Annotated in this window: 22 protein-coding genes, 1 pseudogene and 1 riboswitch; of the genes and pseudogenes, 16 read left to right on the top strand and 7 right to left on the bottom strand. The window is 33.1% G+C overall.

What is annotated here, in order from left to right; translation table 11 throughout:
* Positions 1-78: 78 nt before the first annotated feature.
* Positions 79-1,389: a CPBP family glutamic-type intramembrane protease gene (locus tag FYJ81_RS05605; RefSeq protein WP_107504899.1), complete on the bottom strand. Its 1,311-nt coding sequence runs from the start codon at positions 1,387-1,389 to the stop codon at positions 79-81.
* Positions 1,390-1,644: 255 nt separating this feature from the next.
* Here FYJ81_RS05605 and hutG point away from each other — a divergent pair, with 255 nt between their 5' ends.
* On the top strand, positions 1,645-2,574 hold the full coding sequence (gene hutG, locus FYJ81_RS05600) for a formimidoylglutamase (RefSeq protein ID WP_154409431.1): 930 nt from the start codon (positions 1,645-1,647) through the stop codon (positions 2,572-2,574).
* Here hutG and FYJ81_RS05595 read toward each other — a convergent pair.
* Positions 2,564-3,439, bottom strand: a complete 876-nt coding sequence (locus FYJ81_RS05595; protein ID WP_107384915.1) for a LysR family transcriptional regulator — start codon at positions 3,437-3,439, stop codon at positions 2,564-2,566. The genes hutG and FYJ81_RS05595 overlap by 11 nt on opposite strands.
* Before the next feature lie 144 nt (positions 3,440-3,583).
* On the opposite strand from FYJ81_RS05595, the gene FYJ81_RS05590 reads away from it, so the two are divergent.
* The 9 genes from FYJ81_RS05590 to FYJ81_RS05550 all read left to right on the top strand — a co-directional run bounded on the left by FYJ81_RS05590 (position 3,584) and on the right by FYJ81_RS05550 (position 14,362).
* Positions 3,584-4,858: a YjiH family protein gene (locus tag FYJ81_RS05590; protein ID WP_154409430.1), complete on the top strand. Its 1,275-nt coding sequence runs from the start codon at positions 3,584-3,586 to the stop codon at positions 4,856-4,858.
* A gap of 47 nt (positions 4,859-4,905) precedes the next feature.
* Positions 4,906-6,570, top strand: a complete 1,665-nt coding sequence (gene hutU, locus FYJ81_RS05585) for a urocanate hydratase (protein ID WP_119535642.1) — start codon at positions 4,906-4,908, stop codon at positions 6,568-6,570.
* Positions 6,567-7,799 carry an imidazolonepropionase gene (gene hutI / locus FYJ81_RS05580; RefSeq protein ID WP_154409429.1) on the top strand — a complete coding sequence of 411 codons (1,233 nt, stop codon included), beginning with the start codon at positions 6,567-6,569 and terminating at the stop codon, positions 7,797-7,799. Before hutU ends, hutI begins: the two co-directional genes overlap by 4 nt.
* Before the next feature lie 228 nt (positions 7,800-8,027).
* Complete coding sequence (locus tag FYJ81_RS05575; protein WP_233422648.1) at positions 8,028-9,194, top strand: SulP family inorganic anion transporter; 1,167 nt, start codon at positions 8,028-8,030, stop codon at positions 9,192-9,194.
* 6 nt (positions 9,195-9,200) lie between these two features.
* Positions 9,201-10,325, top strand: a complete 1,125-nt coding sequence (locus FYJ81_RS05570; RefSeq protein ID WP_107384919.1) for an amidohydrolase — start codon at positions 9,201-9,203, stop codon at positions 10,323-10,325.
* A 77-nt stretch (positions 10,326-10,402) separates the two neighbouring features.
* Positions 10,403-11,284 carry an SDR family oxidoreductase gene (locus FYJ81_RS05565; protein WP_107384920.1) on the top strand — a complete coding sequence of 294 codons (882 nt, stop codon included), beginning with the start codon at positions 10,403-10,405 and terminating at the stop codon, positions 11,282-11,284.
* A gap of 104 nt (positions 11,285-11,388) precedes the next feature.
* Positions 11,389-12,000, top strand: a complete 612-nt coding sequence (locus tag FYJ81_RS05560; RefSeq protein ID WP_107384921.1) for a flavin reductase family protein — start codon at positions 11,389-11,391, stop codon at positions 11,998-12,000.
* An 86-nt stretch (positions 12,001-12,086) separates the two neighbouring features.
* Positions 12,087-12,187, top strand: a riboswitch (SAM riboswitch).
* Between the two features lie 113 nt (positions 12,188-12,300).
* Positions 12,301-13,596, top strand: a complete 1,296-nt coding sequence (locus FYJ81_RS05555) for a Na+/H+ antiporter NhaC family protein (protein ID WP_107384922.1) — start codon at positions 12,301-12,303, stop codon at positions 13,594-13,596.
* A 259-nt stretch (positions 13,597-13,855) separates the two neighbouring features.
* A complete protein-coding gene (locus tag FYJ81_RS05550; RefSeq protein ID WP_107384923.1) occupies positions 13,856-14,362 on the top strand; it encodes an SRPBCC family protein in 507 nt (168 codons plus the stop codon).
* 94 nt (positions 14,363-14,456) lie between these two features.
* On the opposite strand, the gene FYJ81_RS05545 is transcribed toward FYJ81_RS05550, so the two are convergent.
* Positions 14,457-15,227, bottom strand: coding sequence for a MurR/RpiR family transcriptional regulator (locus FYJ81_RS05545; protein WP_107384924.1), 771 nt, complete (start codon positions 15,225-15,227; stop codon positions 14,457-14,459).
* A 212-nt stretch (positions 15,228-15,439) separates the two neighbouring features.
* Between FYJ81_RS05545 and FYJ81_RS05540 the strand changes: the two genes are divergently transcribed.
* On the top strand, positions 15,440-17,038 hold the full coding sequence (locus tag FYJ81_RS05540) for an alpha-glucoside-specific PTS transporter subunit IIBC (protein WP_107386222.1): 1,599 nt from the start codon (positions 15,440-15,442) through the stop codon (positions 17,036-17,038).
* A 637-nt stretch (positions 17,039-17,675) separates the two neighbouring features.
* Here the strand turns inward: FYJ81_RS05540 and FYJ81_RS05535 are convergent.
* On the bottom strand, positions 17,676-18,206 hold the full coding sequence (locus FYJ81_RS05535) for a hypothetical protein (protein WP_154409428.1): 531 nt from the start codon (positions 18,204-18,206) through the stop codon (positions 17,676-17,678).
* A gap of 256 nt (positions 18,207-18,462) precedes the next feature.
* On the opposite strand from FYJ81_RS05535, the gene FYJ81_RS05530 reads away from it, so the two are divergent.
* From FYJ81_RS05530 to FYJ81_RS05520, 3 genes are all read left to right on the top strand, one after another.
* Complete coding sequence (locus tag FYJ81_RS05530; protein ID WP_107385270.1) at positions 18,463-19,377, top strand: bile acid:sodium symporter family protein; 915 nt, start codon at positions 18,463-18,465, stop codon at positions 19,375-19,377.
* Between the two features lie 180 nt (positions 19,378-19,557).
* Entirely contained in the window at positions 19,558-20,202 is a 645-nt protein-coding gene (locus tag FYJ81_RS05525; protein WP_154409427.1) for an HAD family hydrolase, read from the top strand.
* 3 nt (positions 20,203-20,205) lie between these two features.
* Positions 20,206-20,397, top strand: a complete 192-nt coding sequence (locus tag FYJ81_RS05520; protein WP_107385268.1) for a hypothetical protein — start codon at positions 20,206-20,208, stop codon at positions 20,395-20,397.
* A 75-nt stretch (positions 20,398-20,472) separates the two neighbouring features.
* Here FYJ81_RS05520 and FYJ81_RS05515 read toward each other — a convergent pair whose 3' ends face one another.
* The 3 genes from FYJ81_RS05515 to FYJ81_RS05505 form a co-directional block, all read right to left on the bottom strand.
* Positions 20,473-20,658, bottom strand: a complete 186-nt coding sequence (locus FYJ81_RS05515) for a hypothetical protein (RefSeq protein ID WP_107385267.1) — start codon at positions 20,656-20,658, stop codon at positions 20,473-20,475.
* Complete coding sequence (locus FYJ81_RS05510) at positions 20,655-21,014, bottom strand: hypothetical protein (RefSeq protein ID WP_107385266.1); 360 nt, start codon at positions 21,012-21,014, stop codon at positions 20,655-20,657. Before FYJ81_RS05510 ends, FYJ81_RS05515 begins: the two co-directional genes overlap by 4 nt.
* Positions 21,015-21,125: 111 nt before the next feature.
* The gene (locus tag FYJ81_RS05505) at positions 21,126-21,956 is read right to left on the bottom strand and encodes a formate/nitrite transporter family protein (protein ID WP_154409426.1); all 831 of its coding nucleotides are present in this window, start codon (positions 21,954-21,956) and stop codon (positions 21,126-21,128) included.
* 309 nt (positions 21,957-22,265) lie between these two features.
* On the opposite strand from FYJ81_RS05505, the gene FYJ81_RS05500 reads away from it, so the two are divergent.
* Positions 22,266-23,654, top strand: coding sequence for an amino acid permease (locus tag FYJ81_RS05500; protein ID WP_107385091.1), 1,389 nt, complete (start codon positions 22,266-22,268; stop codon positions 23,652-23,654).
* 226 nt (positions 23,655-23,880) lie between these two features.
* Positions 23,881-25,319: pseudogene (locus FYJ81_RS05495) on the top strand (alkaline phosphatase).
* Positions 25,320-25,411: the final 92 nt, after the last annotated feature.

Here is a 25,411-nt window from a genome sequence, read left to right as displayed (position 1 = left end):
ACCGGTATAAATTAAGATAATCATGAGGTTTAGTCATTGTATCTGAATATACGGTAAGTGTAACCTGCTTTTTGTTAATTAGCGACGATGATCACGTTTGTTTTTTAGTTTAAAAGGTGAGCGTTGTCGTTTTTTATTTTGTTGTGTGATTGTCTCAGAAGTATTTTGATCATTATCATGTTCTGTTGATGTTGCTTCTGTTTGTGCTCTCTCAGTAGAATTTTCAACAGCACCGTTTACCTGTGTTTTAACATGGTTGTGTTCTCCTTGAACGTCGTTGTTCTCAGGTGTTTGTGGTGTGTTTTCATCTATAATATTGTTTCGACTGTCATCATGATTTGTTTGTTGGTGATTATTTTGAGTGTCAGTATCATCCATAAGTTCAGTTGATGTTTTTGAGTCAGCATCATCTGAATTTACATGTTTGTCTGTTGCCTCTTCAGTTTGAGAAGTAGTAGATTCACTGTGCTCGTCATCTTCTGTATGAACTTGTGCTTTTGTTGTTGCATCATCGGGTGTTTCACTGCTGTCTTCTTCTTGAGGTGCTTCTGAATATTCATTAACGTGGTCCAAATAATTATTATTATCGACTTCATCTAAACTGCGCTTTGTAAAGAAATAGAGTATCGCGCGAATAATAATACTTAATAAAATGTAAACGACTGCTACAGCTGATGTAGATAGTGCAATTACTTTCATTGCGAAAACACTGCCGAGCTCTTCATTGAATAAGAAAACAAGACCAAATGACATTGCTGCATGGAATATCGTTGCGATATAAATCGTGCGTCCTTTTGTAGCACGAATCAATTCACCTATAATCATAGAGAATGCAAATGTATATAATAAACCATATAAAGTATATTCAAGACTAAATACCATGTTTATATTCCAAATAGAATATAATATACCAACAATAATTGATGCAAAAAATGTATTCATTTTCGTTTCTATAATGTTTTGCAAGTAAGAACGGAAACCGAACTCTATTAAGAATGCCATCACTAGCTGTCCGAGTATAATTGCAGTTATAGAAACTGATAAATCTTCTGCTTGTAATAATACAAAACTATCTGCAAAGATGTTGAAGCTTACCATAGCAATCAAGAAAATGACTAAAGGTAATATAAATGCAAGTAGAATTCGTTCAATCACTTTTAAATCTATTGTTAGTTTTAAACCAGATAACTGCGCTTTGCGATTACTAAAAACAATAATACAAATAAGCGCAGCAATAAATGGTGCTATAGCACTTAAGTCAAAGACAAAAGTTTTAAGTGAAATAGTACTTTGTAAATCTTTTAGTATAATAGGAGCTGCATAAGCAATAATAAAGAAAATAAAAATCATTATTGCCCATTGAAAACCTGATATACGTTGTTTATTCATTATGTAACCTCCAATAGGGTTCAGAAAATCATTTATCACTAATTATACATATTTATTAATCAGAAATAAATTAAATTTAGATATTTATCATTGAAATGTAATAGTAATGCCAAAACTAACATCTAAATGAAATAATTAATTGTAATTTGAAAAATTAAGCAGCTGAATATTGGGTAAATAAAAGCATAAATTGAATTGAATTCAATGTAAGCGTATACTTTTATATGAGGATATTGTTTTAAAAGGAGGAGAATTATGTATAAATTAGCACAGCGCGATTTATGGACAGGTAGAGTCGATAGTGAAACAGATTCATCTCAATTTAGACATTTTCAAACTGTAAATTTTAGGAATATCAAAGATGACTATCGTGAGAAACGCCAAGGTGTGGGGGTATTAGGTTACGCAGTAGACAAGGGTGTTGAATTGAACAAAGGAAGATTAGGTGCAAAAGAAGGTCCCGACGCAATTAAGAAAGCATTTGCCAATCTACCTGTGTTGAGTGACTGCAAGATATATGATTATGGTAATGTAGAACATGATCACAATCACTTAGAAGATACCCAAAAAGAATTCGCACAATATGTTGCAACCTCAATCCAAAGACATAAACAGACGTTCTTATTGGGAGGCGGACATGATATCGCTTATGCCCAGTATTTAGGCATAAGAGAAGTTTATCCTGATGCTTCTTTAGGTATTATTAATATTGATGCGCATTTTGATACCAGAGCAGAAGCACAGTCCACTTCTGGAACGAGTTTTAGGCAGATTTTAGATCAAGATAATCAAGCAGACTATTTAGTATTAGGCATACAACAAGGTGGTAATACACAAGGCCTATTTGATTATGCAAACGAAAAAGATATCGGCTTTGTTTATGCCGAGGAATTATTACATCAAATATCTCCTCCTGTAAAAGATAAGGTAGAACGTTTTATACACAACCATGACGTTATTATGTTCACAATATGTATGGATGTTATCGATAGCGCATACGCACCAGGCGTAAGTGCTAATGCAGTATTAGGCCTATTTCCGCATATTGTACTTGAACTTGCCAAACGTATTATCCCAAATGAAAAAGTCTCAACGATTAGCATTGCTGAAACCAACCCTAAATATGATGTCGATAATCGTACAGCAAAGCTCTCAGCTAATTTTTTACATCATTTTATTCTTTAATATTCCAATAATAAAGACATAAATCTATAAAGGAAAGTACTCGTTCAGGGTGCTTTCTTTTTTTTAAGTAATTGATGTAAATCGTACGACTGAGTGTTGGCTTAATTTCAATTGCATCTAAATCTCGTGCATTAAAAGATTGGTAATAGACACGTGGTATGACTGCATAACCTAATCCTCGATGAACGAAATTAGTTGAAGCTTCAAAGCGGTCGGCTTCAATAATAATATTTGGATGAATATTTAGACGGTTAAAATAGTCATCTAAATGCTTGCGTACTTGTGAACCTTTTGTAGGTAAAATTAGTGGTAAAGATTTAATAGAAACTTTTTTGCTATTCGGGAATGTATTTTTAGGCGTTATGAGTACATAAGATTCTTTATATAGTGGGACAGAGTGTATATCGTCATGGACAATCTGCTCATTTGTTAGGCCTAGATGATTTTCAAAATTTAAAAGTCGCTCTAATATGGTGCTCTGATCATGTACTTCTGAAGCATGATATGTTTGGTCTGCATATTCCTTTTGATGCATAGCAACTACTTGTGAGATCCATTGATTTGAAGATTCAAGAATAGAAAATTTTATTTTAGGTGCATGCCCCATTTTTAAATCATACATTTTTTCCAGCGTTTGATGATAACTTTGCACGAGTTGAACGGCATAGTTATAAAAATGGATACCTTTTTCTGTAATTTTAATATCCTTTGTAGTTCTTAAAAATAAATCATAACCTAAATCTGCTTCTATTTTTTTAATTGTATTCGTTAAAGACGGTTGGCTTATATGTAAAAAATCTGCAGCCTTTGTAAAACTATTATATTTAACGACGGCAATAAAATATTCTAATTGAACAATTTTCAAATGAATGTCACTCCTAAATGATTCGTGTATTTATAGTTTAAAACTATTAATAATTAGTTTATTGATATTGGTAGTCTATATAATAACATATTATACTTTTAGATATAGAGGGAGTCGTACTTTCATGTTAGGGGCGTGAAGTACATGTGGAGATTTTTTATTTATAGCTTGATTGGCATTATATTTTTCTTTGTTCCTGTGACTATACATGGTCAATCAACAATTATGATTGATCATATTGTGCAATGGATCACACTAATCGTGAAACCTGTTTTACCATATTATGTATTGATTTTAATTATTATAGGTGCAATTCATCCATTTCTCAATCAACGGTGGAATGAATCGAAAACAAACATAATCTTTAGTTTATTTAAAGTGGTAGGGGTATTCATTGCTTTCATGGTTGTTTTCAATATAGGGCCTGCTTTTGTTTTAAAAGAAAGTATCGGACCATTTTTATACGAAAAGCTAGCAATACCATTAAGTGTTTTAATTCCTATAGGAGCGATATTTTTATCATTTTTAGTAGGTTTCGGCTTGTTAGAGTTTATCGGTGTGATTTGTCGTCCGATAATGCGACCAATATTTAAGACGCCAGGAAAATCAGCGGTCGATGCAGTAGCATCATTTGTTGGTAGTTATTCAATAGGCTTACTGATAACAAACAAAGTCTACAAGAGTGGTAGTTACACACATAAAGAAGCAGTAGTTGTAGCAACAGGATTTTCTACGGTTTCCGCTACGTTTATGATTATTGTAGCTAATACATTAGGAATTATTCAGCATTGGAATTTATATTTTTGGTTTACACTCGTAGTGACATTTATTGTTACTGCTATTACCGTACAACTCCCACCTATCAGATTTGAAAAGCATACGACATATAAAGACCAGCCATATAAAAAAGAGATTCGTAGAAATATGCCATTATTAAAAGAATCTTGGTTAGAAGCAAAATTAGCTGTGAAACAGTCAAAGTCATTAATGGAGCATGTATTTGAAAATTTAAGAGATGGTGTCGTAATGACTATAGATATTTTACCTTCTATCATGTCAATAGGTTTTCTAGGGTTAGTAATCGCAGAATTTACACCAGTTATCGAATATATTTCTTACATCTTTTATCCATTCATTAGCATTTTTCCAGTAGAAAATGTGGGGGTATTAGCACAGGCTTCAACGATTTCAATTGTTGAAATGTTATTACCAGCTGCAATTGCACAATCAGCAGATTTAGCAACAAGATTTACAGTAGCAGTAATGAGTGTTTCAGCGATTATCTTTTTTTCAAGCGTTGTTCCAGTCATATTATCTACAGAAATTAAAATTTCAGTAGGAAAACTTGTGCTTATTTGGTTTGAAAGAGTAGTACTAACACTACTGATTACAATTCCATTTGCATTATGGATATTTTAAATATCAAAACAAAGGTTGAATTAAAATCGATGAAGGAGAGATTTTTCATGAAAAAAATTAAAGCAAAAAAAGGTTTAGAGATTGAATGTAAAGGTTGGGAACAAGAAGCAGTATTACGAATGCTATATAATAATTTAGACCCTGAAGTTGCAGAAAGACCTGAAGATTTGGTTGTCTATGGTGGCATAGGTAAAGCAGCTCGGAACTGGGAGGCATTTGAAGCGATTGAATCCACATTGCGTTCATTAGAAGCTGATGAAACGATGTTAGTCCAATCAGGTAAACCAGTTGCTGTATTTAAAACACATGAAGAAGCACCACGTGTATTACTTTCTAATTCTGTATTAGTACCTGAATGGGCAAACTGGGATCACTTTAATGAATTAGATCAAAAAGGATTAATGATGTACGGACAAATGACTGCGGGTAGTTGGATTTATATAGGTTCACAAGGCATCGTTCAAGGTACATATGAGACGTTTGGTGAACTCGCTAATCAACATTTTAATGGCAAATTAAATGGGACGATTACACTAACTGCTGGTCTTGGCGGTATGGGCGGTGCACAACCATTAGCAGTTACAATGAATGGCGGTGTTGTCATTGGAGTTGAAGTAGATGAAACCCGCATTGATAAGCGTATTGATACACGTTATTGTGACGTGAAGACACGAGATTTAGATGAAGCATTAAGTTTAGCGGAAGACGCACGCAAACAGGGTAAACCATTATCTATTGGATTGGTTGGTAATGCGGTCGATGTACATCAAGCAATTTTAGATAAAGGATTTAGAATTGATATTATTACGGATCAAACGAGTGCACACGATCCTTTAAATGGATATGTGCCACAAGGGTATTCATTACAAGAAGCAAGTGCACTACGCAATAAAGACCCAAAACAATACGTAAAAGAATCTCAAGCATCAATGCATAAACATGTCTCGTTGATGTTAGAATTTCAAAAACAAGGTGCGGTCGCTTTTGATTATGGAAATAATATAAGACAAGTCGCATATAATGACGGCTTAAAAAATGCTTTTGATTTTCCTGGGTTTGTGCCAGCATATATCAGACCATTATTCTGTGAAGGTAAGGGACCATTTAGATTTGCAGCATTAAGCGGAGATCCTAAAGACATTGAGCGTGCAGATGAAGAAATGAGAAAGCTATTTCCTGAAAATGAAAAACTTATCCGTTGGCTAGATTTAGCACAAGAGAAAATTGCATTTCAAGGATTGCCTTCAAGAATTGCATGGTTAGGTTATGGAGAACGTGCAAAAATGGGATTGGCATTAAATAGACTTGTACGTGAAGGTGAAATTTCTGCACCAATTGTAATTGGTCGAGATCATTTAGATTCAGGTTCAGTAGCTAGTCCTAATCGTGAGACTGAAGGCATGAAGGATGGCTCAGATGCTGTAGGAGACTGGGCAATATTAAATGCGTTAATCAATACTGCAGCAGGCGGATCTTGGATTTCATTCCATCATGGTGGAGGTGTTGGTATGGGTTATTCATTACATGCCGGCATGGTAGTTGTTGCTGATGGTTCAGAAAGGGCAGACAAACGGTTAGGACGAGTACTAACTACAGATCCGGGTATGGGAGTAGTAAGACATGCAGATGCAGGTTATGAATCAGCGATTAATGTAGCAAATGAAAAAGGTATTCACATTCCAATGATTACGGGAAAAGGAGATAAAAAATGAACGACTTAATTATTCAAAACATTAAACAACTAATTTTACCAAAGGCTACCGATCGTCCTTTAAAAGGCAAAGAATTAGATGATTTAAACATTATTGAAAATGGAACAGTAGTTGTGCAAGATGGCAAGATTGTTTATGCTGGTGAACATTCTGAGGCCTATGAAGCAAATGAGACAATAGATGCCTCAGGAAAAGTCGTTTCACCTGCATTAGTAGAAGCACATACGCATCTTGTGCATGGTGGCTCACGTGAACATGAGATGTCACTCAAACGTCAAGGTGTCTCTTATTTAGAAATACTTGAACAAGGTGGCGGCATATTATCTACTGTAGAAGCTACACGTCAAGCGACAGAAGACGAACTTTTTGAAAAAGCGGAAAAAAACCTATTAACCATGTTACAACACGGTGTATTAGCAGTTGAAAGTAAGAGTGGTTATGGATTAGATAAAGAAAATGAACTTAAACAATTGCGCGTTTCGAATCGATTAGCAAAAAAATATAATTTAGACATGAAACATACATTCCTTGGGCCACATGCTGTACCAAAAGATGGGAAGTCTAACCAAGCTTTCTTACAAGAAATGATAGATTTATTGCCAGAAGTTAAACCGTACGCTGACTTTGCTGATATTTTCTGTGAAACAGGTGTGTTCACTGTAGAAGAATCTAAAGCTTATATGGAAGCGGCTAAAAAACAAGGCTTTGATGTTAAAATTCATGCGGATGAAATTGATCCATTAGGTGGTTTAGAACTTGCAATTGATGAAAATGCAATCTCTGCAGATCATTTAGTAGCATCTAGTGAAAAAGGCAAACAAAAATTGAAAGATAGTGATACGGTTGCGGTATTACTTCCAGGTACAACTTTTTACCTTGATAAGGAATCATATGCAGATGCGAGAGGTATGTTAGATAACGACGGCGCTATTGCCATAGCTACTGACTTCAATCCAGGTAGCTGTGTGACTAATAATTTACAATTAGTGATGTCTATTGCAGCATTAAAATTAAAATTATCCCCAAATGAAATTTGGAATGCAGTGACAGTGAATGCAGCTAAAGCGATTAATGTTGATGCAGGTACCATCAATAAGGGTGATAAAGCAAATATTGTAATTTGGGATGCACCGAACCATGAATATATTCCTTATCATTATGGTATTAATCACGCAGAAAGAGTGATTAAAGATGGCAAGGTACTATTTGATAATCGCGTAAAACTTTAAAAGTGAAACTGTAATTAAAATGAATCATTAAGACTTTTGACACTAGATAGAGTGAGGAATGAAATCAACAATATTGATTTGTTCCTTGCTCTATTCTTATTTTAGTTATTTTTGTAATATACATACTTTCTAAACGTAAAATCTAAAAGTACATAAAACGCAAGTTAATAAAATATTTTGACAATTATGATAGTATAGTAATTAAAGGGGTTGGGGGTGAAGTATAGTGTGAGTAACGCTGGATATATTGATCAATGGAAAGGCGACATAGTACAGAATATGCTTACAGGTATATTACTTGCACTTGCATTGTTGCCTGGAGCAATTGCTTTTTCATTTATAGCAGGCGTGACCCCAACAATCGGTATGTTAAGTACTGGTTTGATGATGCTCGTACTCAGCTTGACTGGAAATAGAACCTTGATGGTTTCAGCACCAAGTAGTGGTGTATCATTAGTCGTAGCACCTTTAGCAGCAAGTCACGGGATGCAAGCAGTCATTTTAGCTACATTATTTATGGGAATCATTCAAGTTATATTGGGATATTTTCAAATTAATAAATGGTTAGAATTGATACCAGTAGGTGTAGTAATTGGATTTATGAATGCTTTAGGAATACTATTATTCACATCTCAGCTAAAGAATATCTTGGGGATTTCTATGCCAACGTATATTGTTGCAATCGTATCATTTTTAATTATTTGGTTGGGCAATCGATATATCAAAATTATCCCTGCACCGTTAATATCAATCATAATATTGACTATATTTTCGTGGATATTAAAGCCTGATATTAAATATGTGCATGATTTATCTTCAATACATATTAAACTACCTTATCCAAGTATTCCTACTGAAATATTAAATGTTAATTTCTTCTTAACTGCGTTGTTATATGGATTGATGATGGCTATTGTTGCAATTGTTCAAACGACTTTAACAGCAAGTATGATGGATGAAGTAACCGCTACAACAAGTGATAAAAATCGTGAGTCGATAGGTCAAGGTATAGCCAATTTTGTAGTAGGGTTATTTGGTGGTTATGGTGGAAGTGCGCTTGTTGGGCAATCACGTTTTAATGTGACAATGGGTGCGAATTCTAGAATTTCGACGTTTGTTACCGGTAGTTTTTTACTGGTAAGTTTATTTGTTTTTGGTGAAATTATAGGACATATTCCAATGGCTGTTTTAGCTACTGTACTCATTACCATTTCACTGAACACATTTGATCGACGTACAATACCTTTTATACGCCAATCGCCATTAATAAATGCTTTCATTGTAATACTAACGATGGTGCTTATCCTAATTTCTAATAATTTAGCGCTCGGAGTAGTGGTTGTAACAATACTATATTATTTTTTAAAACGTTTTATAAATTTAGAAAGGACGTGACATGTAATGCCACAATATGAAGATTATGTAAAGTGGAGACGTACATTTCATCAGTTTCCTGAATTGTCGGATGATGAATATGAAACAACGAAACGATTAAGACGTATTTTAGAGAGTTATGAAATTAAAATTTTAGATATACCTTTGGAAACTGGATTGATTGCAGAAGTAGGACAAGGAGATTCATTTGTTGCTGTTAGATCGGATATTGATGCATTACCAATTAATGAAGAAGTTGTACATGAATTCACTTCAACTAATAAAGGCATTATGCATGCTTGTGGGCATGATATCCATATGGCAAGTATTTTAGCAGTAGCTACAAGATTAAAAGAAATTGAAGGGCAATTAAAAGGTAGGGTACGTTTTATTTTTCAACCTGCCGAAGAGCTAGGCTATGGTGCTGTTAAATTAGCTGAGTCAGGTGCCATTGATGGTACAAAAGCTGTGCTAGGTTATCATAATTATCCTACGATGGATATAGGATCATTAGCAGTGAAATCCGGTGCTGTGACATCTTCTGTAGATCGTTTTGAATTTAAAATTAAAGGTAAAGGTGCGCATGCAGCAAAACCTGAACAAGGTAATGATCCAGTCGTCGTGTTAGGTCAATTAATCAATAGCGTTCAATCCATCGTCAGCAGAAATTTATCTGCTTTTGATAATGCTGTGGTAACGATAGGAGAAGTCTCTTGTGGTAACACATGGAATGTTATTGCAGATCAAGCTTATGTACAAGGTACAGTGAGAAGTTTTGATGAACGTATTCGTACATTCATTGAAAAAAGGTTGAGAGAAATTGGTAATGGACTGGCAGAAGTATTTGATGTTGAAATTGAAACAGAATATATCCGTTTACCAGGTGCGGTTATCAATGACGAAAAATTAACGGATGATGCAATCAACATTGCTAAGCAAGTGGGTTATAATGTGAATATAATGGAACAGCCATTAACCATTGGTGAAGATTTTTCTGGTTTTGCTAATAAGTACCCAAGTGTATTTGTCTTTATTGGCTCGAATAGTGATTATGATTTACATCATCCAAAATACGATCCCGATGAACGTATTTTAGAAAAAGTACCAGATTACTTTGTAACATTTGTACAGAAATTATTAAATGAATCTTAAAGTAATAGCTTATGTTATGGACGATTTAATTTGGGTAAAAAATAATTATAATCATTATTTTTGAGGAGGTTTAAGCCATGGTGTCTCAAGATCCTAGAACGAAATTTTCAAATGCAGATTTTCCAAAACAAGAGCAAGCCGTTCCAGGTTTACAAAAAAATCTAAACCCTAAACCAGATTGTGGAGAAACTTCATATATTGGTTACGGTAGATTGAAAGGTTTAAAGATGTTGGTAACAGGTGGAGATTCAGCTATAGGTAGGGCTGCTGCGATAGCTTATGCTAAAGAAGGTGCTGATGTTGCGATTAATTACTTGCCATCAGAACAAGAGGATGCTGAAGAGGTAAAAGAAGTTATTGCATCGGCTGGACAAAAAGCTGTGCTAATACCGGGTGATTTACGCAATGAACAATTCAATTATGAGTTAGTAGAGCGAGCATATCATGCGTTAGGCGGATTAGATAATGTTACACTCGTAGCTGGTCATCAGCAATACAGAGATACGCTTAAAGACTTTGATACAGCATCATTTGCTGAAACTTTTGAAACGAATGTGTATCCAATATTTTGGACAGTACAAAAAGCAATCGATTATCTGGAACCAGGTGCTACAATTACGACAACATCATCTGTACAAGGTTATAATCCTAATCCTATTTTACATGATTATGCAGCGTCAAAAGCTGCAATCATATCGTTGACTAAAAGCTTGTCTGAAGAATTAGGTGCTAAAGGTATCCGTGTTAATTGTGTCGCGCCAGGACCATTTTGGTCACCACTTCAAATATCAGGTGGACAACCACAATCGAAAATTCCGGCATTTGGCCAAAAAGAAGTGCTTGGTAGAGCAGGTCAACCTGTAGAATTAGCTGGTGTGTATGTTCATTTAGCAGCTGATGAATCAAGTTACACAACTGGCCAAGTATATGGCGTTACGGGTGGTACACAATTAGATTAATTTGATAGATGGCTATTTCAAAGTGATTAGTGCTTAAATGAACGGTTTACGCACTGACATTTTGACATAGCCACTTTTTATTTATGAAAGGAAAGTGAATTTCAGTGAAGCATTTTAAAGCAAGTCAATTGTCTAAAAGGCAAAACTATAAATTATTGAGTGGCAGTATAATACCTAGACCTATAGCATTTGTTACGTCTCAAGATAAAAATGGCAAGTTAAATGCGGCGCCGTTCAGTTTCTTTAACGTAGTGAATAGTGCACCACCGATGATTATGATTTCTACAGGACGTTCGGAAGGCAAACGTAAAGACACTTCGCTTAATATTGAAGAGACTGAAAATTTTGTAGTGCATATTACTGATGAAACAAATGTTGAACAAATTAATCGCACAGCCGCACCATTGGAGCGTAGAGAAAATGAATTAGAACGCACAGAATTAACCCTTGTCGACTCGGAACTTATATCTGTACCTGGCATTGAGCAAGCGAAGATACGTATGGAATGTAAATTAGAGCGGATTATTCCTTTAGGAGATACTGAAGAGGGGTCAGATCTAATTATTGGTGAGGTATTGATGTTTCATATTAATGAAGATGTGTATTTTGAGGACAGTAAGATAAATGCGCAAGCACTAGAAGCCGTGTGCCGGTTAGCCGGAAATGATTATGCATCAATCGGTGATACATTTACAATTGTTAGGCCAACGGAATAATATTTGAGTTAAAGTATCATTTCATACTGCAAATATATAATTGACGAAGTCGCATGAATAGTGTACTGTTATAAAATAAATAAAATAGCTTATCTAGAGAAGTGGAGGGACTGGCCCATTGAAACTTCGGCAACATGGTGATGCGTGTGCCAATTCCAGTAGCATAAATTGTGCTAGAAGATAAGATTAAAGATGTAACGATTTACTCTTTTCTTCTACAAGAAAAGAGTTTTTTATTTTTTATGGTAAGTAAATAAAACGATTGATTATAAAAGTAATGATAAAGAAAGTTGGTTTTGTATGGCGGAAAATAAAAAAGGTAATGCATGGGCGCTTGTACCGCTTATCATATTTGTTGGTATATTTTTAGGTGTGGGCGTTATTACTGGTGACTTTTCAATAATGCCACTTAATGTTGCAATCATTATTGCATCTATCGTGGGTTTATTGATGAATAGAAAAGAAACATTTCATAAAAAAGTAGATGTGTTTACAAAAGGTGCAGGACATTCAAATATTATTTTGATGATGTTAATATTTCTACTTGCGGGTGCATTTTCTCAAACCACAGAAGATATGGGTGGAGTCAAGTCAACTGTTAATTTAGGACTATCTTTCATACCAGAGAACTTAATTATCGTCGGTTTATTTATCATTTGTATGTTTGTATCACTTTCAATGGGTACTTCAGTAGGTACAGTTGCAGCCATAGCACCGGTCGGCTTTGGTTTAAGTCAGGCGACGGATGTCTCTGCAGCGATTACAATGGCTACTGTAGTAGGTGGTGCAATGTTTGGTGATAATTTATCAATGATCTCTGATACGACAATTGCTGCAGTACGTACTCAAAAGACTAAAATGAGTGATAAGTTTAAAGTGAACATAAAAATTGTATTACCTGGTGCGATATTTACTGTTATAGCGCTCTGGTTTTTAACTCATGGTGCTCAGATAGATACGACAAAATCATATGATTATAATTTTATTAAAGTTATTCCATACTTATTGGTGTTAATTTTAGCGCTAGCAGGCATCAATGTAATTATAGTATTGATAGGTGGTACCGTATTATCTGCTATTATTGGACTAGTTGATGGGTCATTTAATTGGTCAGGATTGCTTAGTTCGATTTCAAAAGGAATTGTTGGTATGGAAGATATTGCAATTATTGCGCTATTAATTGGCGGACTTGTAGCATTGATACAACATAATGGTGGTATAACTTGGTTATTAAATTTTGTACGCAATAGGGTTAAATCAAAGCGTGGTGCAGAATTAGGTATAGCAGGACTTGTAAGTGCTGCTGATATCTCAACTGCCAATAATACAATTTCGATATTAATGGCAGGTCCCTTGGCTAAAGATATAGCGGACGAATACGATATTGATCCAAGAAAATCTGCAAGTATTTTAGATATGTTTGCAAGTTGTTTCCAAGGCTTATTACCTTATAGCCCGCAAGTTATAGCAGCGGCAGGTGTGGCGTCTATTTCGCCAGTTTCATTAATGCCGTATTCAATTTATCCTATAATTCTAGGTATTTGTGGATTAATTGCAATCTTCTTTAGATTACCAAAATTGAATAAAAAAAATTAATTATAAGGAGGGGCGTCGGTTTATACCAATTGAATATAGACTGACTCCCCTGTTTTTAATAAATAATACGATATTTAAAAATAAACATTTTAAATAAAAAAGGGTAAAATTTTGACGTTTACTGACTAATAACGATAAAATAAATAGGCTGTCACTTTTATAGTGAAAATAAAGGGAAGTTGGATTTCATAGTATTATTGTTTAGAAGTCTAGTATAATGAGTTAGAATAGTAATAAGAGTGAAAGTAGGTGAACAATCATGGCTAGATACAATGTGGAAAATGAAAATGTAGAAATTCAATTGGAACGACTTTTTAAAGTTGAACCTGAATTAGTATATCAAGCTTGGACCGAGCAACGATTTCTTAAACAATGGTTTATGACAACAGAACGAACGAATAAAGCAATAGAAATAGATGCTGTACAAAACGGTGGCTATGAAATTATTGATGTACGTAAGGGAAAAGAAAATATAGTAAAGGGTTCATATGTTACATTGAACCCAAATGAATATATTGTTATGACTATAGGTATGCCTGAATTAAGTGACTCTGAAGATACTATTGAAGTTGAGATGTTTGAAAGAGAACCAGGTATTACACAAATGATTTTTAGTTACACGGCTTATGTGCCTAGAGAACGTAGACTGACATCGTTAGAGTATAAGCAAAAGAAAAAGGAATATCATGATTCCACTGCGCATGGTTTTGAAATGCTATTTGATAAGCTTCAAACAACGCTAGAAGAATATGAAGAAGAACAATAAAATCATTATATCAATTCAACCGAACTCAATAAAAAAGTAGTTGGACTAAGAGGCTGAGACAATTAATTTGTCCAGCCTTCTTTTATTTTATAGATTAATTATTATGGGTAAATTGACCATATTGTTTACGCTCATTAAACTTACGCAGTACCGTTTCAAAAAATATATGATAACTGATAAAACTGGAATAATCGATGCCATTTGTTAAATAAAAAGTATTACTTGAAACGTAAATATTATAATTTGCTTTTTGAGCTAATGTGTTATCTTGGAGCGTAGTAATAGAAATAAAATATTTTTGACGCAGTTGCAATAAATTCGTTATGTCAGATAAATGATATGTCTCTCCGGATAAAGAAATAATAAAAAATAAATCATTATCAGAAGCTTTATTTAATACCATTTTAAATTCATGTACATCGTGTAGCACAATAATATTCTTATGTATGGTTAATAAAATTCTTTGAGCTTCTTGCGCAACGTTCATTTGTGCTAAACCTGTGCCATATAAGTATACCGTTTCAGCTTGATATATTTTGTCTGTAACTAGGTCGTAATCAATACGCTCTAAATAAGTGAAGGTATTTTCAATTTCTTGCTTAAAAGCATTCATAGAGTCAGAAGGCAATTGATGAACTTGTTCAGATTCGAATTTTAAATATGATTTAAAATCACTATAGCCATCAAATCCTAACTTACGAGTGAAACGATGGATACTTGCATTTGATGCATGTGTATAAGCCGCTAGATCTTGTATTTTCATTGTTTTACATTCTGATATATGTGTGTTTATAAAATGAGCGATTTGTAGGTCATTTTCATTTAATTTATTAAAATTATTGTTAATACGTTCATCTAAAAGCAATGGTCTCACCTCAAATTTTTGAAAATATTTTCACGTTTTGAAAATATAATCTTATTGTACAAAATTGTTCGTAATAGCGTCAAACTATTGTTTGTATGTAAGCGTTTACTATAAAATCGAAGATAAATTGATATTTAATCATTCGAATTGATAAGTACTTTATAATTATAAATGGATAATTTCAGAAATTTAGAAAGAAGGGGGAATTTTATATGAACGCAATAAAGAGATTTGGGAGTGCAATGATTGTACCTGTATTAATGTTTGCATTTTTTGGTATTGTACTCGGTTTAGCGACGCTATTTAAAAATCCTTCAATAATGGGGAGTATTGCAGATGAAGGTACGAATTGGTTCAAAATATGGTCAGTGATAGAGTCTGGTGGTTGGACAATATTTAATCACATGGAAGTGGTGTTTGTTGTTGGACTACCTTTATCCTTGGCCAAGAAAGCACCTGGACATGCAGCATTAGCAGCATTAATGGGATATTTAATGTTTAATACTTTTATCAATGCCATATTAACGCAATGGCCACATACATTCGGAGCAAATTTGGAAAAAGGTGTGGAAAATGTAACGGGGTTAAAAGCGATTGCTGGTATAGAAACATTAGACACTAATATTCTAGGCGGTATTATTATTTCAAGCATTGTGACATGGATACATAATCGATTTTATAGTAAAAAATTACCTGAAATGCTTGGTGTATTTCAAGGTTTGACATTTGTAGTAACGATTTCATTTTTTGTCATGTTACCGATTGCTTTAATTACTTGTATTGTATGGCCAACGGTACAAAACGGTATTTCTTCATTGCAAGGTTTTATTATTGGTTCTGGTTATATAGGTGTTTGGTTGTATCATTTCTTAGAAAGAGTATTAATACCAACAGGATTACACCACTTTATTTATGCACCAATAGAAGTAGGTCCTGTTGTTGTGAATCATGGGTTAAAAGCAGAATGGTTTGAACATGTAAATGAATTTGCTAAAAGTAAAGAGCCATTAAAAGAATTGTTCCCGTATGGTTTTATGTTACAAGGTAACGGGAAAGTCTTCGGTTCAATTGGTATTGCTTTAGCAATGTATGCAACAACACCGAAAGAAAATAGAAAGAAAATTGCAGCATTGTTAATTCCAGCAACATTGACAGCGATTGTTGTTGGCATTACTGAACCATTAGAGTTTACGTTTTTATTTATAGCACCTTATTTATTCGTTTTACATGCAATCTTAGCAGCAACAATGGATACGTTAATGTATGGTTTTGGCTTAGTAGGTAACTTTGGCGGAGGGTTATTAGATTTCTTTGCTACGAATTGGATACCTTTGGCACAGAATCATTGGTTAACTTATGTGATTCAAATTGCAATTGGTTTAGGTTTTACAGCAATTTATTTCTTTTTATTCAAGTTTTTAATTATAAAATTTAATATTCCTCTTCCTGGGCGTAAAAAAGACGACAAGGATATGAAATTATATAGTAAAGATGATTATAAAAACAAGGATGGTAAAGGAGCAGTTACTAAAAAAACTGGTTCAACAAATGAGTTTGAAGATAAAGCAATATATTATTTAGAAGGTCTGGGTGGAAAAGAAAATATTAAAGATGTTACAAATTGTACGACGCGTCTAAGATTAACAGTGAATGATGTCAATAAAGTTGAAGATAGTGATTACTTTACGCATAGACAAATGGCACATGGTTTAGTAAAAAGTGGGAAAAATGTGCAAGTCGTAGTAGGTATGTCTGTACCTCAAGTAAGAGAAGCATTTGAAAATTTAGTATTTGAAGAAAAAAATAATTAATAAAAAGGTTGCATATAAGATTATGCTCAAAAAAGGACTAATCCATATGAAAAAAATGGATTAGTCCTTTTTTATATGAATAAATTGCGATTTTGATCGTGCATGCTTGCCTGGGAATATGGCTCGAGCCTGTAGTCTCTCACTCATATCATTACCCTGGGTGTCAGCACGATGCAAAATCGTTTGAAATATTTCTCAAGATATAAAAGAAAAAGCTCAATTAAAACAATTCATTAACCCTGATAAATTGATGAAGTGCTTATTTTATAAAATTAATAACATGAATTACTTTGAAATAATAAGTAATAAAGAATTGTCCTTTTTTATATGAATAAATTGCGATTTTGATCGTGCATGCTTGCCTGGGAATATGGCTCGAGCCTGTAGTCTCTCGCTCATATCATTGCCCTGGGCGTCAGCACGATGCAAAATTGTTTGAAATATTTCTCAAGATACAAAAGAAAAGGTTCATTACAGAACACAAAAAAAGTCAATTTCTATATAATTACAATAAAAATTGACGTTTATGATTGAGTCTGAGATATTGATACTTTAGACTCATGTTTATTAATTCTCAGTGGAAAAGAAACAAATCGAGTTTGTTGTTTATATTAGTGATATCGTGCATGAGTGTGCTTTAAGAAATTCTAGTTTTATGCATTAAACGTGGTTGATAGGTCGCACTATAAATATCAATGTTGTGTGTTGCGATAGCGTGAATTAATTTAGAGAATACTGTAGGTGAACAAGAAACGTTGATGGTATTTCGATTGAAGGTATAAACAATAGTTTCAGTGTGATTGAGTAAATTCATAATATCGATAACTTTATCTTTAATAAAAGCATCGTGAAGGCCGTCAACAGCAATTTCGAAACGTTTAGATGATAATAGTAAATGATCTAAGTCTAATAGTTCATGTGCATGATTATTTTCTAAAATTTGATAGATTAAATAATTGTGGAAACTGAGAAAACTAATTAAATAAGGTAGTTGTTGCTTAGGTAAATTCACTTCTAAAGCATATAAATTATTATTTTTGAAAATAGTAAACTTGAAGGATTTACAAAAGTGTACTTGTTTCAAAAGTTTTAACAAATTTTTGCGGATATGACGTTTATTTAAACCACTGATGTTTAATACAAACGTTTCAGTTTTATCTAAAAACATATTATACCTCCATATCTATATAAAGTGACATACGTATATTAAAAATAATATTCTACTGCACTTAAAATTGTACATGTTTTAAATTCTATTAAATTGTACCACTCTTTTTAAAAGAAGACACTAGGTCTTTAGAACGAAGTATAAAATTTTTTAAAAGTTGCAAATTTTAAATTCATAATATTTAGAAAATTCTGTTGTTTCAAGGCTTAAAGTATGATACATTCTTCTTTATTAATACAGAGAGGGAAGTGTTTAGATGTTATCAAAAGTAAGTAAGTTTGCAACGAATACGTTCTTAGTATGGATGCTTATTGCAGCTATCATTGGTTTTATATTTCCAACGCAACTTGCTACTTTAAGTAGTTGGGTACCTTATTTACTAGGGATTGTTATGCTAGGTATGGGATTAACTATAGATCCTAAAGATTTTAAAATTATATTTCAAGCACCTAGATCAGTAATTGTCGGTGTGATATTGCAGTATACAATTATGCCTTTAAGTGCATTTTTAATTGTCAAACTGTTTCATTTGCCTCCAGAAATTGCTATTGGTGTGATTTTAGTTGGATGTTGTCCGGGTGGTACATCTAGTAATGTTATGAGTTACTTAGCAAATGCAAATGTTGCTTTGTCAGTAGCTATTACTAGTGTTTCAACATTGCTAGCTCCATTTTTAACACCAGCTTTAATATATTTATTTGCGCATGAATGGTTGCAAGTTTCATTTATTAGTATGTTTTGGTCAGTAGTTCAAGTCATTTTAATACCAATAATCATTGGTTTTGTACTTCAAAAAGTATTTAAGAAATTTGCTGATACGACTGCCACTGCATTGCCAATTGTTTCTGTTGTTGCTATTTCATTAATACTTGCGTCTGTAGTTGGTAGTAGTAAAGCACAAATTTTGGCCACTGGTTTACTTATTTTTGCGGTTGTCATTCTTCATAATTTGATTGGATATGTATTGGGTTATACATTTGCCAAAATCTTAAAATTAGATCGACCGGATAAAAAAGCAGTATCAATAGAAGTAGGTATGCAAAACTCAGGATTAGCAGTTTCTTTAGCCACAGTACATTTTAATCCATTGTCTGCAGTGCCAGGGGCGGTATTTAGCTTAATACATAATATTACAGGACCAATTCTTGCAAAATACTGGAACAAAAGGTAAATATAACTGATTTTAGGTTGAAATTAATAAGGAATTCATAACTAAGATGAAAACATTAATATTTTTGTGTTTTCATCTTAGTTTATTTTATCTGAGGCGATGGCAGGCTAGAGGGACGGAAAGTATGATACACTGACAATAATTTGATTTTATCTTGTTTATTTTAGAGGAGGGTACTGTATGTATCGTGCAGTGATATTTGATTTTGATGGAACAATTATTGATACAGAAAAACACTTGTTTGAAATAATAAATAAACATCTAAATCATTATGGTTTGGAGGAAGTTAGTTTAGATTTTTATCGACAATCCATCGGGGGATTGGCTTCAGATTTGCACCAGTACTTGGAGGCTCAACTCGGACAAGAACGCAAGGAAGCAATTTATCAAGAGCATAATGAAACAAGTATACATTTACCGATTGTTACGCATATGAAACAACTTATGGATTATTGTAAAGTGCGCCATATACCAATGGCTATTGCGACAAGTAGTTTTAGAAACGATATTCAACCCACATTCGAGCAATTGGGGTTAGATACGTATATCGATGTTGTTGTTGGAAGAGAAGATGTAGAAGAAATAAAGCCAAGTCCTGAACTATATTTAACAGCAGTTCAAAGATTAAATTATAACCCAGTTAATTGTTTAGCCATAGAAGACTCAGTCAATGGGGCAACCGCTGCGGTAAATGCTGGTTTAGATGTGATTGTAAACACGAATGATATGACGGAAAAACAAGATTTTAGTAACATATCCTATGTAGGTAAAGATTTATCAGGTACAGCTATCATTGAAAAATATTTTGAAAAAAGTAGAGGCTAGTGTATGAATGGATATTTAATTCTATTTTTTTTAGGCGGTCCAATTGTTTTAGCAATAGGAAATTTAGTTTTAGGTCCAATCTTTAATAAAAAAGTTCCGTTAAAGATACAATTTCGCTCATTTATGGTTGGAAGTCTTGTTTACTTATTGGGAGCTTTGGTTTTATATTTTCTTGTTTTACAAAATCAATTTTAATTTAAAACCCCTTATTTTGACATTGAAAAAATGTGTCGATAAGGGGTTTTTGTAATATAAGATGAAAATGATAGCCTATTTTAAAAATTGAAGTATTAGTGTCACAATAACTAACACGAGTAAAATAGAATCAATACCTACCATAATTGCAAAACGTGGATTTTTTTCTCCAGTAGCTTTAGATTTTTTTACAGCTTTTAAATTAGGAATTAAACTTACGCTTAATAAAATGATAACAATAATACCAATGACAATGCTCACGATTTATCACCACCGTTTTTATGATTATCTATAAATTCCCATAGATAACCTGCTATTATACCAATGATTAGGCCGGTTATAATACCGATTTTCAGAGCAGAAAACATAGCACTGATAATGATTGCAATTAGTAGAGAAATAGGTAAAGTAATACCAAATTTATATTTTCGTTCTGGTGAATTTACAATAGTAAAAATTAAGTAATATAGTATCCCGAATACAACAATCGTAAGTAAACTTTTTAGCACTAAATTTCCGGCAGAAACATCACTATCACTAAAATAATTGATCAGGAAAAATAATATGCCAAATATAATTGAAACTGTGATTGTTCGTTTCAATAGATGTTTATTCATATTGAACTCCTTTATAATAAAATCTATTGAGCATTATATCATATAAAATTAGGAACTATAACTTCATAAATACTAGACTTCAACTTTTAATTACAATAACTCAAGCTGCAGTTAATGAATTTTGTTGTTTTGATATTGCTTATGATCATTTAAATAAGCATAGAACAAGCCTATAACTAAGCCACCACCGATATAATTACCAATACCTGCACCAAGCAAATTGATTAAAGCTGGTATGACTGAAAGGACATCACTTTGATATACGAGGCCGCCTGCGAATAATACAGTATTATAAACAACATGCTCATAACCCATAAATGCAAAAATTGATACACCAAACATCATGACGAACATTTTTGCTAGAACATCGTCTATTTGCATAGCTATTACAAGGGAGATGTTTATAAAGAAATTAGCAAAAATACCTTTTATTAGAATGGCGACAAAACCTGCAGTTAGTGTTTTATGGGCGATTGTAGCTTCTAATTGTTGCATCATCTCAGGAGTCATTATATCTGAGGAACGTATCAATAAAAAGAATATTAATCCACCTAGAGCATTACCAATAAAACAAAGTGTAAAAATTTTAAAAACGCGGAATGGTGAAATGACTCGATAATAAAGTCCTACTGTAAAATACATGAAGTTACTTGTTAATAATTCGGAATTTGTAAAAAGTATTAATACTAAAGCAAAACTGAATGCAATCGCACCGACTAAATTTGTAACACCCATTGGAACATCAGATGCTAATGAACCTTTAATGAGTAAGACAAAAACTGTTATCACGCCTAAGATAAATACAGCCATAATGGCACGTAGCAGATAGCGTTTTAAATAAAAACTTTGCAATATATCTTTGGCTCGAATTGTTTCTACGACATGATGGACCCAAGCTTTACCATAAAAAACTTTATCCCATTTTATGTTTTTTTCGTTCAAAACTTTATCCTCACTTTCTATTAATTAAAAATATTATACTATGTAACTGCATTTTTGTGAAATAATTCACAAAATAATCATAATTAAAAACTGCTGATCAATTAACTAATATGAATATTTAATTGTCCGCTATAATATCAAAAATAAAATTTACATTGCGTTTTCTCACAAAATAATCTAAAATAAAAACATATGTAAGGGCTTACATAAATGAAAAATAATTGTTTTAATTTTTAGAATTTATAGTATAATAGCGTCATAATAAGTGAATTATTATCACTTATATTTGAATGAGATGGGGTTTGAATGATGAATGAGAATAACGAATTACAAAGGGGACTAGGTGCACGTCAAATGCGGATGATAGCACTTGGTGGAACAATTGGTGTCGGACTCTTCATGGGGGCGACAAGTACAATCAAGTGGACAGGACCTTCAGTAATATTTGCATATTTAATAGCAGGTCTGTTTTTATTTTTAGTGATGAGAGCTATGGGGGAAATGGTATATTTACATCCGACCTCAGGTTCATTTGCAAACTTTGCAAGTGATTACATAAATCCAGTTGCTGGTTATCTGACAGCATGGAGCAATATTTTCCAATGGGTTGTTGTAGGTATGAGTGAAGTTATCGCCGTTGGAGAATATATGAATTATTGGTTCCCTGATTTACCACAGTGGATACCAGGTATTATTGTAGTATTATTGTTGGCAGGTGCTAACTTAGTATCAGTTAAAGCATTTGGTGAATTTGAATTTTGGTTTGCAATGATCAAAGTAGTAACAATTATTTTAATGATTATCGCAGGATTCGGTTTGATATTCTTTGGCCTTGGTAATGGAGGAGAAGCTATTGGACTCTCTAATTTATGGTCACATGGTGGCTTTATGCCTAATGGTTGGATAGGATTCTTCTTTGCACTTTCTATTGTAATTGGTTCTTATCAAGGTGTTGAATTAATTGGTATCACTGCTGGTGAAACTAAAGACCCGCAAAAAAATATTAAAAGTGCGGTTAATGGTGTTATATGGCGTATATTAATATTCTATATCGGAGCTATCTTCGTTATTGTAACTGTTTATCCTTGGGATGAATTAGGAAATATCGGCAGTCCATTCGTTGCAACATTTGCAAAAGTAGGTATTACATTTGCAGCAGGACTCATTAACTTTGTAGTTTTAACGGCAGCGATGTCTGGATGTAATTCTGGTATATTTAGTGCTAGTCGAATGACGTTGAACTTATCTCAAAAAGGAATGTTACCTAAGTTTTTCCGTAAAGTTATGAAAAATGGTGTTCCTATTTGGACAGTAACTGCAATAGCAATTGGTATTTTAATTGGCGCATTATTGAACGTTATTTTGCCTTTATTCATTAAAGGCGCGGACAGCATTTTTGTTTATGTATACAGTGCCTCAATTTTACCAGGTATGGTACCGTGGTTTATGATATTAATTAGTCATTTAAGATTCAGAAAAAATCACAGTGAAGAAATCAAGAATCATCCGTTTAAAATGCCAGGCGGTGCAATAACAAATTATATTACAATGGCGTTCTTTATCATGGTGTTAATAGGCATGTTATTTAATAAAGAAACAGTCGTTTCAGTTGTTATTGGTATCGTATTCTTAGGTTGTATGACATTGTTCTATTACCTGAAGGGCTATCATAAATTAAGTGATGATAAGCAAATTTAAATAGTAAAACAAAACGTAAAACAGTAGGTCGTTTTACAATCAACTTTTAAAAAGCCATAAATGATACATTAACTTGTATCATTTATGGCTTATTTTGTTATCGACAATATCGTAAATATGATTACACTAATGTTTTACAAAAAATTAACAATATAAAAATACTCACTCAAAACTCGTGCTTTAGAATAAAGTTGAGGTCATAATACATATCTAAAGGAGTTATTATATGAAAATACTTAATAAACTAGCTACTGCTACAATTGCAGGGACGATTATTGCCGGTTCATCATTAGGGAGTGGACAAGGGATTTATGCAGCTGGGAAAAAAGATGAGACTAAAGATGCAAATCAGAATTCTGATGTAGCTTACATGGGCAATACAAAAAACCCTAAAAACGTCATCTTTTTAGTTGGAGATGGTATGGGTCCTTCGTATAATGCTGCTATCGCTATTTTGCAGACAATCCTGATACTAAAGAAATGGATCAAACTGCTTTTGATAAATATCTAATAGGTAGTCAGCGTACAAATCCAAATGATCCAAAAGAGAATGTTACTGATTCTGCAGCCGGTGCAACCGCATTTAGTTCAGGACAAAAAACATATAATGGTGCTATTGGTGTCGACGCTAATAAAAATAATGTTAAAACGGTTTTAGAACAAGCTAAAGAAAATGGTAAATCAACTGGTTTAGTATCTACTGCTGAAATCACAGATGCTACACCTGCTGCATACGCATCACATGTAGATGATCGTGATAAAAAGAATGAAATTGCTAAACAATTTTACAATGACAAAATTAATGGCAAACATAAAGTAGATGTACTTTTAGGCGGGGGTGCTGAGTATTTCGGTAAAGATAACGGCAACTTAAAAAATAAATTTAAAAAAGATGGTTACGATGTAGTTACTAATAAAAATGAACTACAAAACTCTAAAAATAAACAAGTATTAGGATTATTTGCAGATAATGATATGCCGTTACAGATAGACGCACCAGATAAAAATCCAAAATTAGTGGATATGACAGATAGTGCTGTAAATAAATTAAAACAAAATGACAAAGGGTTCTTTTTAATGGTAGAAGGCGCTTCTATTGATAAATCAGGCCATCCAAATGATGTAACAGGGGTAATGTCTGAAATGTCTGGATTTGAAAAATCATTTGAATATGCTATGAATTATGCAAAAGACAATCCAGATACGCTTGTGGTAGCTACTGCAGATCATTCTACAGGTGGGATGTCTATAGCGAAAGGTAAAGATTATGTTTGGAATCCAGATGCCATTCACCAAATGAAACATTCAGGTAAATACATGACTGAAGAAATCAGCAAGGGTAAAAATGTGGAGAAAGTGATTAAAGATGGTTATGGTTTTGAAGTTTCACAAGATCAAATTGATAAAATAAAAGACGAAGCTAAAAAACTTAAAGATCTTAAAAAAGACGAAAAAGCATATGAAAGTCAATTACAAAAAGTTCAAGATGCTGTACAAAAACCGATAAATGACAAATCTAATACTGGTTGGACTACAAATGGTCATACAGGAGAAGATGTAAATACTTATGCATATGGTCCTGGTAGTGATAAATTTAAAGGAAATATTGATAATACTGATAATGCCAAAAATATTTTCGACTTTTTCCAAAAAGATGTAAAATAATGATGTAATAAACAAATAATGTTAACTTCAGATTAAAAAAAGAGAACGACCTAGAAATCCTTTATAAAAATGCGATTTCTAGGTCGTTCTTG

This window comes from Staphylococcus sp. McC-251-APC-3A2 (genome assembly GCF_009695665.1).
In the GTDB taxonomy this organism is placed as follows: Bacteria; Bacillota; Bacilli; order Staphylococcales; family Staphylococcaceae; genus Staphylococcus; species Staphylococcus cohnii.
This window is presented reverse-complemented; position numbering and strand designations above follow the sequence as displayed.